Annotated in this window: 7 protein-coding genes, 1 tRNA gene and 3 pseudogenes; 4 read left to right on the top strand and 7 right to left on the bottom strand. The window is 67.9% G+C overall.

Annotated elements, in window-relative coordinates; genetic code table 11:
- From ID132_RS13280 to ID132_RS01065, 5 genes and pseudogenes are all read right to left on the bottom strand, one after another.
- Nucleotides 1-1,093 (bottom strand): annotated as a pseudogene (locus ID132_RS13280) (5-methyltetrahydropteroyltriglutamate--homocysteine S-methyltransferase); the annotation flags it as partial.
- A 19-nt stretch (nt 1,094-1,112) separates the two neighbouring features.
- Nucleotides 1,113-2,060 carry a methylenetetrahydrofolate reductase gene (locus ID132_RS01050; RefSeq protein ID WP_193127649.1) on the bottom strand — a complete coding sequence of 316 codons (948 nt, stop codon included), beginning with the start codon at nt 2,058-2,060 and terminating at the stop codon, nt 1,113-1,115.
- Between the two features lie 126 nt (nt 2,061-2,186).
- A pseudogene (locus tag ID132_RS01055) lies at nt 2,187-3,168 on the bottom strand (ribose-phosphate diphosphokinase).
- 45 nt (nt 3,169-3,213) lie between these two features.
- Nucleotides 3,214-4,677, bottom strand: coding sequence for a bifunctional UDP-N-acetylglucosamine diphosphorylase/glucosamine-1-phosphate N-acetyltransferase GlmU (glmU, locus tag ID132_RS01060; RefSeq protein WP_193127650.1), 1,464 nt, complete (start codon nt 4,675-4,677; stop codon nt 3,214-3,216).
- Nucleotides 4,678-4,721: 44 nt separating this feature from the next.
- Nucleotides 4,722-4,793: transfer RNA gene (locus tag ID132_RS01065), tRNA-Gln, on the bottom strand.
- A 100-nt stretch (nt 4,794-4,893) separates the two neighbouring features.
- Here ID132_RS01065 and ID132_RS01070 point away from each other — a divergent pair.
- From ID132_RS01070 to ID132_RS01080, 3 genes and pseudogenes are all read left to right on the top strand, one after another.
- The gene (locus ID132_RS01070) at nt 4,894-5,406 is read left to right on the top strand and encodes a MarR family winged helix-turn-helix transcriptional regulator (RefSeq protein ID WP_193127651.1); all 513 of its coding nucleotides are present in this window, start codon (nt 4,894-4,896) and stop codon (nt 5,404-5,406) included.
- Nucleotides 5,407-6,723: pseudogene (locus ID132_RS01075) on the top strand (ABC-F family ATP-binding cassette domain-containing protein); the annotation flags it as partial.
- Between the two features lie 131 nt (nt 6,724-6,854).
- Nucleotides 6,855-8,666 carry an ABC-F family ATP-binding cassette domain-containing protein gene (locus tag ID132_RS01080; RefSeq protein ID WP_063250535.1) on the top strand — a complete coding sequence of 604 codons (1,812 nt, stop codon included), beginning with the start codon at nt 6,855-6,857 and terminating at the stop codon, nt 8,664-8,666.
- Between the two features lie 91 nt (nt 8,667-8,757).
- Here ID132_RS01080 and ID132_RS01085 read toward each other — a convergent pair whose 3' ends face one another.
- Nucleotides 8,758-9,177 carry a recombinase family protein gene (locus tag ID132_RS01085; RefSeq protein ID WP_006214186.1) on the bottom strand — a complete coding sequence of 140 codons (420 nt, stop codon included), beginning with the start codon at nt 9,175-9,177 and terminating at the stop codon, nt 8,758-8,760.
- The gene (locus tag ID132_RS01090; RefSeq protein WP_006214184.1) at nt 9,174-9,545 is read right to left on the bottom strand and encodes a hypothetical protein; all 372 of its coding nucleotides are present in this window, start codon (nt 9,543-9,545) and stop codon (nt 9,174-9,176) included. Before ID132_RS01090 ends, ID132_RS01085 begins: the two co-directional genes overlap by 4 nt.
- A gap of 207 nt (nt 9,546-9,752) precedes the next feature.
- Here ID132_RS01090 and ID132_RS01095 point away from each other — a divergent pair, with 207 nt between their 5' ends.
- Complete coding sequence (locus ID132_RS01095; protein WP_040560576.1) at nt 9,753-10,763, top strand: DNA-processing protein DprA; 1,011 nt, start codon at nt 9,753-9,755, stop codon at nt 10,761-10,763.
- Nucleotides 10,764-10,963 lie beyond the last annotated feature (200 nt).

Raw genomic sequence — 10,963 nt, forward strand, 5'->3', positions numbered from 1 at the left:
GCGACTTCTCGTCCGCGAAAGCGAGCCAGTTGCGCAGTTGCGCGTCGAGCTCCGTCTCGTCCACGAGGGTGTGCGGCACGTGAATGAGCGAGGTCGAGGTGCTCGCACTCACGAGCACACCGCGCTCGGCGAGCACGGTGAGCTTGTCGAAGGCGGCGGCGAGGTCGCCCCGCCAAATGTTGTGACCGTCGATGACGCCGGCGACGACGCGCACACCGGGGAATTCGGCGACGTTGGTGGGGGCCGCGCCCCGCACGAGGTCGATGCCGATCGCCTCGACGCCAGCCTTCGCCAGCGCACCGAAGACCGCAGCCGGCAAGGCCGCGTAGCTTGTCTGCACGAACAGGGCGGGGCGGGGCTCCGCCTGCGCGAGGCGCTCGTAGGCCCGCGCCGCCGCATCCACCAGCTCGGTCTGCGAGACACCGAGCACCTCGCTCACGAGGGCTGACTCGTCGAGCTGCACCCACTGCGCGCCAGCCGCACGCAGGTCGGCGAGCACCTCGACGTAGGTGTCGAGTACCTCGTCGAGGCGGTCGAGCGGAGCGAAGCCCGCCGGCGCATCGTCGCTCGGCTTCGCGAGCGCCAGGAAGGTCACGGGGCCGACCAGCGTCGGGCGGGTCGAGTAGCCGGCAGCGATCGCCTCACGCACCTGGTCAGCGCGCTCGTGGCTGCGGTAGGAGAACGTCGTCTCGGGGCCGATCTCGGGCACGAGGTAGTGGTAGTTCGTGTCGAACCACTTCGTCATCTCGAGTGCCGGGTGCTCGGCGTCGCCGCGGGCGAGCACGAAGGTGAGGTCCTGGTCCTCAAGCTCAGCGACGTCGGCAAAGCGCGCGGGCACGGCGCCGACGGTGACCAGCGTGTCGAGCACGTGGTCGTAGCTCGCGTCGGCCTCGGGAATCGAAGCATTGTCACGGCTGAGCCCGGCGGCCTCGAGGGCCGAGCGTGCGGCGGCCCGCACCCCGGCGCGGGCTTCGGCGAGCGCGGCGGCATCGCTGACACCGTTCCAGTACGACTCGAGGGCGCGCTTGAGCTCGCGGTGGCGGCCGATGCGGGGGTAGCCGAGCACGGTGCCGGCGGGGAATTCGATGGTCATGGTTTCCTTTCGTGGGCGGCTAGGCCGCCGACGTCACTCGCCGCGCGTGAGGCGCGGTCTCGGTGCGGTCAACGAGGCCAACTCGGCGTAGGAGCTCGAGCGGTTCGTCGATGCGATTGTGGCTGTAGATGTGGAGGCCCGCCTCGCCATAGTCGATGAGGTCGTGACACATGCCGGTGGCGTGGGCAATGCCGAGCTCGCGGCGGGCTTCGTCACTGCGGCAGGCCGCGAGTGAACGGCGCCAGCGATCTGGCACCTCCTCCCCCGCGAGCTGCGACATTCGCTCGAGTCGCGGCAGCGAGGTGATCGCCATGATGCCGGGGCGGATGGGCATGGTCACGCCGTGCGCGCGGGCTCCCTCGACGAAGGCGACGTAGTCGTCGACCTCGAAGAACAGCTGCGTGATCGCAAGCGTCGCGCCCGCGGCTTCCTTGGCGAGCAGCGTGTCGTAGTCCTGCTCGATCGAGCGCGACTGCGGGTGGCCGTTCGGGTACGCCGCGACGGCCGTGATGCCGAGCTGCGGGGTGCGCACGTGCCAGCGTCCGGCGATCGGGCCGAGCTCGCGCGGCAGGTGCTGCTGGCGCACGCCCTCGATGAGCTGGGCGAGTTCGGCGCCGGTGCGGAGGTCGCCGAGAAAGTCGTCGGCCTCGCTGCACCCCGCGGGCGGGTCGCCGCGCAGGGCAAGAAAGTCGAGGATGCCGTGGTCGAGAAACTCGCCAATGAGTTCGCTCGCCTCGTCCATTGACGAGCCGACGCAGGTGAGGTGCGCCAGCGGGCGCGCCGTCGTCTCATCGCGGATGAGCTGGAGCACGTCGAGCGACGCGTCGCGCGACGAGCCACCGGCCCCGAAGGTCACCGAGATGAAGTCCGGATGCGTTTCGCCGAGCGTCCGCGCGATCTCCGGCATCCGCGCCGCGACCGAAGCGGAGCGCGGCGGGAAGAGCTCGTAGGAGAACGGGATCGGCATGCCAACCAAACTAGGGGTTCTTCCACGCTTCTAGTTGGGTTATGACTCCGTGTGACGATGTGACGAAGAACGACGAAGCGCCGGGCCCGATTGGGCCCGGCGCTTCGTCGGAGAACCTGGTACGGCCTAGGCGGCGCCGTCGAACATCGACGTCACCGACCCGTCCTCAAACACCTCGTGGATTGCGCGGCCGAGCAGCGGTGCGATCGGCAGCACGGTGAGCTTCGGGAAGAGCTTGTGCTCGGGCATCGGCAGGGTGTCGGTGACGACGACCTCGTCGATCGCCGGGTCCTGAAGTCGCTCGACCGCGGGTCCCGAGAAGACCGCGTGCGTGGCCGCGACGACGACGCGCTCGGCCCCGTGCGACTTCAGCGCCTCCGCTGCCTTCTGGATCGTGCCACCGGTGTCGATGAGGTCGTCGACCATGAGGCAGGTGCGACCCTTCACGTCACCAACGATGTCGTGCACCGTCACCTGGTTGGCGACCTTCGGATCGCGACGCTTGTGAATGATCGCGAGCGGCGATCCGAGCTCGTCGGCCCAGCGGTCGGCGACGCGCACGCGGCCCATGTCGGGCGAGACGACCGTGAGGTTGTCGACGCCGCCGAGCTTGTCCTTGAAGTACTTCATGAGCACCGGCATCGCGAAGAGGTGATCGACCGGGCCGTCGAAGAAGCCCTGGATCTGCGACGCGTGCAGGTCGACCGACATGATGCGGTCGGCGCCGGCGGTCTTGAAGAGGTCGGCGATGAGACGAGCCGAGATCGGCTCGCGACCACGGCCCTTCTTGTCCTGACGCGAGTACGGGTAGTACGGCACGACGACGGTGATGCGCTTCGCCGAGGCGCGCTTGAGCGCATCGACCATGATCAGCTGCTCCATGACCCACTCGTTGATGGGCTCACCGTGCGACTGAATCACAAAGGCGTCGGCGCCACGCACCGATTCGCCGTAGCGCGCGTAGATCTCGCCGNTTGGCGAAGGTGCGTGCTTCCGTCTCGAGGACCTCGGTGCCAAGCTCCTTGGCGACTTCGTCCGCTAGCTGCGGGTGCGCTCGCCCTGAAATCAGAACAAGTCGCTTTTCACCAGGGTTAACAATGCCGGACACCAAATACCGCCTTTTCTCGTTGTCGGGCACGAACGAGAACCAAGACTACTCTGCTTCGGCGCTCGAATCCGACTCGACGGGCGAGCTCGCGCCCGCAGCGGCGGCCGACTTGGCCGAAGCTGAGCCCGGACGGTGCTTCGCGACCCAGCCTTCGAGATTGCGCTGCGGTGCGACATTCAGGGCGAGCGCGCCGGCCGGGACGTCCTTGCGGATTGTCGTCCCGGCACCCGAGTACGCGCCGTCGCCAACCTCTACCGGTGCGATGAGCACGTTGTCGGAGCCGATCTTCACGTCGCGGCCCACCACGGTGCGGTGCTTGTTTACGCCGTCGTAGTTCGCGGTGATCGTGCCGGCGCCGAGGTTGGAGCCCGAGCCGATCTCCGCATCCCCCACGTACGAGAGGTGCGGCACCTTTGCTCCGTCGTGCAGCGTCGCGTTTTTCGTCTCGACGAACGTGCCGACCTTCGCGCCGTCGCCGACGACCGAGTTCGGCCGCAGGTAGCTCCAGGGGCCGACCGTGGCGCCCGCGCCGATGACCGCGAGCGTCGCATCCGTGCGCTTCACGGTCGCGCCCGCACCCACCTCGGTGTCGATAAGCGTCGTGTCGGGGCCGATCACGGCATCCTCGCCGATGCTCGTCGCCCCGCGCAGCTGCGTGCCGGGCTGAATCTCGACGTCGGCGGCGATCGTCACATCGGCCTCGATGATGGTCGTGTCGGGGTCGACGATCGTGACGCCCTCGCGCATCCAATACTCGAGGATGCGCCGGTTGTACTCGCGCGCGGTGCCGCCGAGCTGCGCACGGTCGTTGATGCCCTGCACGAGCCAGGGGTCAGTGACCGCGACGGCCGCGATGCGACCGCCGTCGTGCTTGATGAGCGAGGCCGCATCGGTGAGGTACTTCTCGCCCTGTGCGTTGTCCTGGCCGATGCGCGAAAGCGCGTCGCGCGCGGCCGAGGCCGTGAATACGTAGACGCCCGCGTTGATCTCGGTGATATCGAGCTGGCGCTCGCTCGCGTCCTTGTGCTCGACGATCGCCTCAAACTCGCCGTCAGCGTCGCGCACGATGCGGCCGAAGCCGGTCGGGTTCTCGTAGATCGCGCTGAGCAGCGTGAGCTGGTCCGCGTCGAGGCGGTGAGCCTCGAGCAGGCGGCGCACGGTCGGGGCGTCGAGCAGTGGCACGTCACCCGAGAGCACGACGACGTCGCCGTCGAAGTCGGCGGGAATCTGCTCGAGGCCGGCCTCGAGCGCACGGCCGGTGCCGGCCACCTCATCCTGGTCGGCGATGAGCGTGTCTGGCGCGAGCTCGCCAATCACCTCGACGACGCGGTCGCGCTGGTGGCGCACGACGGCGACGGTGTAGGCCGGCTCAAGCTGCGCCGCGGTGCGCAGCACGTGGCCCAGCAGCGGAATTCCGCCGAGCTTATGGAGCACCTTCGGAGTCTTCGACTTCATGCGGGTGCCGGCACCCGCCGCGAGAATGATGACGGCCAGGTTCTGTGCGGGCATGCGCTTCCCCTCCAATGAGCTGATGTTCCATTGCGGTGACGGAGTTCCTCCCCCAGGATTCGAACCTGGACCTAACGGCTCCAAAGGCCGTCGTGCTGCCGTTACACCAAGGAGGAAGGTGCGGGCCTAGTCTGCCACGTCATCGAAAACAGTGTGAACTACTGCTGTTCGCAGCCACGCAGCGAGGACGCGCGGTCCTGCGCGATACTAGAGGCTATGCATTCCCACGAAACCGACGCCGTCGACAACATTGTCGATGACTGGACACGCGTTCGTGGCGACCTCGATTTCTCGCCCCTGTCGGTGTTTTCGCGCGTCAAGCGCATCGCGAGGCAGCTCGATGTCGTGCGCAAGCGCTCGTTCGCCGAGGCCGGAGTCGAGATGTCCGAGTTCGACGTTCTCTCGGCGCTGCGCCGATCGGGCGCCCCCTACGCCCTCACACCCAAGCAGTTACTCGCGAGCAGTCTCGTCTCGAGCGGCACCATGACCTATCGCATCGACCGCCTCGTGCAGCGCGGCTTCGTCGTGCGCGAGGACGACCCCGCCGACGGCCGCAGCGTGCTCGTGCGCATGACCGAAGATGGTGGCCGCCGCGTTGACGCGGCGATTCAAGGACTCCTCGAGGTTGAGCGAGAACTGCTCGCCGACATTTCCGACGAGGAGTTCGCGGTGATCGAGCGTGGGCTGCGCCAGCTGTCGCTCGCGATGAGCGTCGAGGAGCCGAACTAGATGGCGCATCTGCTTGGCGCCGAGGGCATCCACCTCGAATTTCCCACCAAGGTCGTCTTCGACGACATCACCATCGGCATCAACGAGGGTCAGCGCATCGGTGTTGTCGGCCGCAACGGCGACGGCAAGTCGACGTTCCTGAAGATCCTCGCGGGTCGGCTCGAACCCGACGCTGGCAAGGTCACGGTGCGCGGCGGCACGACCATCGGGATGCTCGACCAGGCCGACCGCGTCGACGAAACGCTCACGGTGGGGCACGCCGTGGTGGGCGACCTCGACGACCACGAGTGGGCCTCGGATGCGAAGATTCGCGACATTGTGCGCGGACTCGTCGGCGACCTCGACTGGGATGCGCGGGTCGGCGACCTCTCGGGTGGTCAGCGGCGCCGCGTCGCACTCGCGGGCCTACTCATCGGCGACTGGGACGTCCTGCTGCTCGATGAGCCGACGNCACCTCGACGTCGAGGGCGTCGCGTGGCTCGCGAAGCACCTCAACTCACGGTGGACGAAGAACGCCGGCGCGCTCGTCGTCGTCACGCACGACCGGTGGTTCCTCGACGAGGTGAGCACCGACACATGGGAGGTGCACGACCGCGTGATCGAGCCCTTCGAGGGTGGCTACGCGGCGTACATCCTGCAGCGCGTCGAGCGAGACCGGCAGGCTGCCGTGGTCGAGCAGAAGCGCCAGAACCTCATGCGCAAGGAGCTCGCGTGGCTGCGTCGCGGGGCACCCGCTCGCACGGCGAAACCGAAGTTCCGCATTGCCGCGGCGAACGAGCTCATTTCCGATGTGCCGCCGGTGCGCAACGCGATCGAGCTGACGAAGCTCGCGACGGCCCGGCTCGGTAAGGACGTCGTCGACCTCGTCGACGCCGGCGTGCGCTTCGGCGAACGCGAAGTGCTCCACGACATCACCTGGCGCATCGCGCCCGGCGAGCGCACGGGCATCCTCGGCGTGAATGGTGCCGGCAAGTCGACGCTGCTCNTCTCATCACCGGCGCGATCACGCCCACGTCGGGCCGCGTCAAGCACGGCAAGACGGTAAAGATTGCCGAGCTGACCCAGCAGCTTTTCGAACTCGACGAGCTCGGCGACGACCGCGTGCGCGAGGTCATCGCGCGGCAGAAAACGAGTTATGTCGCCGACGGCACCGAGCTCACGCCCTCGCAGCTGCTCGAGCGGCTCGGCTTCAACTCGGCGCAGTTGCAGGCGCCGGTCAAGGACCTCTCAGGTGGTCAGAAGCGGCGCCTGCAACTGCTGCTGATCCTGCTCGACGAGCCGAACGTGCTCATTCTCGACGAACCCAACAATTCGATGGGTTGTTCGTTCCGGACGCCTCGATTCTACCGTCGTGGCAGGGCAGCGTCACACCCCGTTGCTGGGTGTCGTACCCGTGCGAGGCGGGTTGCACCGTGCCGCACCGCGCTGGTCGGGAAGGGTGGTCGCTGATGGCTACACCTCTTCTGGGGGCCGAAGGGCTGCACTTGGAGTACCCGACGCGGGTGGTCTTCGACTCGCTCTCGGTCGGGATCGAGGAGGGCGACCGGATCGGGATCGTCGGTCGCAACGGTGACGGCAAGTCGAGCCTGCTGGGGATGCTCTCGGGGCAGATCGAGCCGCAGGCGGGTCGGGTGACCCGGCGCGGCGGCGTGCGGTTCGGCGTGCTCGGTCAGAGTGACGACCTCGATCCGGAGGCCACGGTCGGGTACTCGATCGCCGGCGACGCGCCGGAGCATGAGTGGGCCAGCGATGCCCGCATCCGCGATGTGATCGGCGGGCTGGTCTCGGATATCTCCTGGGATGCGGTGATCGGCCGACTCAGCGGAGGGCAACGGCGGCGCGTGGCCCTCGCTGCCCTGCTGGTGGGCGACTGGGAACTCATCGCTCTCGATGAGCCTACGAACCATCTTGATGTTGAGGGCATCGCCTGGCTGGCCGAGCACATGAAGCGACGCTGGCCCAAGAACAGCGGCGGACTGCTGGTCATCACGCACGATCGCTGGTTCCTCGATGAGGTCTGCACCGAGACGTGGGAGGTGCACGACGGCACGGTCGAGCCGTTCGAGGGCGGCTACGCCGCCTACGTGCTCCAGCGGGTCGAGCGAGATCGGATGGCCGCTGCGGCCGAGAGCAAGCGGCAGAACCTGATGCGCAAGGAGCTGGCGTGGCTGCGGCGAGGCGCTCCGGCGCGCACGTCGAAGCCGAAGTTCCGGATCGACGCGGCCAACGAGCTGATCGCTGACGTGCCGCCGGTGCGCAACCCCATCGAGCTGCAGCGGGTCGCGGTGGCCCGGCTGGGCAAGCAGGTCGTGGACCTGGAGAACGTGAGCGTGAGCTTCGGGGATCGGAAGGTTCTCGATGACGTGACCTGGCGGATCGCTCCGGGTGAGCGCACCGGCATCCTGGGCGCGAACGGGGCGGGCAAGTCCACACTGCTCGGGCTGATCTGCGGCACTCTGGAGCCGACCGAGGGTCGGGTCAAGCGAGGCAAGACGGTGCAGGTCGGCATCCTCGATCAGCAGTTCTCCCAGCTCGCCGACATCGGCGGCGACCGGGTGCGCGAGGTCCTGGCACGCACCAAGACCACGTTCCAGATCGACGGCAAGGACCTCACGCCGGCGCAGCTGCTCGAACGGCTCGGCTTCGCCCGCGAACACCTCTCGGCACGGGTCGATGACCTCTCCGGCGGGCAGAAGCGGCGGCTGCAACTGCTGATGCTGCTGCTCAGCGAGCCAAACCTGCTGCTTCTCGATGAGCCGACGAACGATGTTGACGCGGACATGCTCGCGGCGCTGGAGGACCTGCTGGACTCGTGGCCTGGCACGTTGATCGTGGTCTCTCACGACCGCTACCTGCTGGAGCGGGTCACCGACCAGCAGTATGCGATCCTCGACGGCGGGTTGCGGCACGTGCCCGGCGGGGTGGACGAGTATCTGCGGCTGCGAGCCGCACAGGAGCAGCAGGCCGTGACCCCGTCGCCGATGAGCGCTCAGAGCAGCGAGGAGAAGACGGCGGCGTCGTCTTCGGCTTCGGAGTTGTCGGGTGCGGAGCGCCGGGCGGTGCAGAAGGAAATCGGCGCGATCGAGCGCCGGCTGGAGAAGCTGTCGGGAAGCATCGAGCGCATCCATCAGCGTCTCGCCGACCACGACCAGAGCGACTACGAGGGCTTGCAAGGCCATACCGATGAGCTGCGCCAGGCAGAGGACGAGGTCGCCGAGCTCGAAGAGCGGTGGCTGGAGCTGTCCGAGTCGATCTCCTGACGGGCCAGGGCTTCCGTCCCGCATACATGGGTTCGCGCCTGCCGCTTCGTGAGTGACAGGCGCGAACTGTGTATCGGGGAAGGTCGGGTGGTTAGTCGAAGGGCGGATCGTCTTTCTCGGTCTCGGCATCGCCGTCGATGCGCCGGGCATCGGCGATGCTCAACTCGTACATCGACCCTCGCACGCAGTCGTCGAGGACGGGGCCGGTGAGGATGCCTGTGGCGACGTGGACGGTGACCCCGGCTCGGTCGAGAGCGTCGCCGGTGCGCAGGTTGGCCACGGGGGCTCGGCCGAGGCGCCATATCTCGGCGACGATCACGTCGGTGACCTCGCCCTTAGCGGCCGGGTCGAGGAGCTGGGCGAGACCGGGGCCTGTGTGGCCGGCATCGGTGAAGACGCCGTCCTCGGTCAGGCCTCGCTCGTGCAGATACTCCCGGCAGTCTTCTGCCTGCTGGTTGGTCTGCGCTTCGCTGTCGGTCGCGCTGCGCAGGTAGAGAACCGCCTTGGTCATGACGCACCCCCTGCCATGATCGGGGCGGAGGAGACGCCCTGTGCCTGGCGCCGCTGGCGTCGCTCGGTGTGCTCGTGGATGCGCACGCGGGCGAGCAGGACCAGGCTGACGGGGCCGATCCAGAGCATCTTGAACGCTGACCAGATCGCGATGAGCACGACGAGGTTGAGCCAGCCCGGCCCGCCGTCACGGATGATAACGGTCAGCAGGCTCGCGGTGTAAAAGTATGGGATCGCGAGCAGCATTGCCGGGAGGCCCCACTTGAGGCCGTGACGGGTGCGGACCTTGTCGAGCACGATGTTGGTCGGCATCCATCGGCGCATGAAGATGCGGATGTGGATGCTGGCGAACCAGATGAGTCGGAACATGATGCCTCCAAGCACGTAACTGTGGTGAGGCAGTACGTGTGGAGTGTCCCGGAGGACGGCCCCGAGGGGGCCTACATGGTGAGGGGTGAATCTGCCTCTGTGCTTCTCACTCTACGCCGCACGTACGACACGCGGTAGCCCCCGTCGGCCGTGCTCGGTCGCTGGCGGTGCACCTTGCCCGTGACTGTCTGGGAAGGGGCACAGATCATGGCGAAGCTGGCAGAGCAGGCGAAGGGTGAGCAGCATGCGCGGATGATGCTGTCGATGATCGCCGAGCCCGACGACGCGGCCACCGGCCGCGTCCTGCACCGAGTCGGCGGGGTCGAGACGCTGCGGCTGCTCGAAGACGACCAGGCCACAGTACCGGAGATGAACCGCGCCGATGCGATCGCCTGGCGCAACCGCGTCGCCCCGCGCATTGAGGGCGACATCCCCGCCCGTGTCGCGGATGCGGAACGAGCCGGTATATCCACGCTCATCCCGACCGATACGGACTGGCCGCTCTCGCTCAACGACCTCGGCCCCCGCGCCCCGTACCTGCTGTGGACGCGTGGGGCGACATCGCTCCTTTCCGGTGCTCTCACGGATCGGGTCACGATCACCGGCTCCAGAGCCGCCAGCGAGTACGGCGTGCAGGTCGCCGGGCACCTCGCGAGCGATCTCGCGCACCACGAGCGCACGATCGTCGCCGGTGGCGCCTATGGCATCGACGCCGCAGCACACCGCGCTGCGCTGACCGCAGGCGGGAGCACGATCGCGGTGCTGGCCGGCGGCGTTGACCGCCCTTATCCGCGCGGCAACTCTGATCTGCTGGCCCGGATCGGTGATCTGGGGGTGCTGGCCAGCGAGGCTCCTCCGGGGGCGACGCCGACCCGGTGGCGGTTCATGGCCCGCGCCCGTCTGCTGGGTGCGCTGTCGGGCGCGACGGTGATCCCGGAGGCGGGCTTCCGGTCGGGATCGCTGCTGGTGGCGACAGAAGCGCACCGGCACAGCCGCGCCGTCGGCGCGGTCCCTGGCCCGGTCACGTCGGCGGCGAGTGCGGGTCCGCATGAGCTCATCAAGCGCGGACGCGCCGAGATCATCACCGATACCGCGGACGTGACCGCCCTGCTGGACTCGCTGCATGATCCGGGCCGGCTGCTGAACCGCCAGGCACCTGGCCGGCAGCTCGATACCCCGCCGCAGAACACGGCGTCGCAGGAGGGGCCGCGCCTGTAGTGCGCCTCATGATCCTGACGGGCTCGGGCTCAGACTTGGAGGAACAAGTCAGCAGAGAGCCATCTCCCGGCGTGTACGGCAGGAACCGACATCGAGAGCGTCCAACCTGCACAAGGAACTACTGTGACGTCGTGTCAGCCTTAAAGGGCCATTCGCGGTTAAGCGTGGAGGTGTCGTGGGTCAAGGGGCTCGCGCCCTTG

It is taken from the genome of Gulosibacter sediminis, from assembly GCF_014904065.1.
In the GTDB taxonomy this organism is placed as follows: Bacteria; Actinomycetota; Actinomycetes; order Actinomycetales; family Microbacteriaceae; genus Gulosibacter; species Gulosibacter sediminis.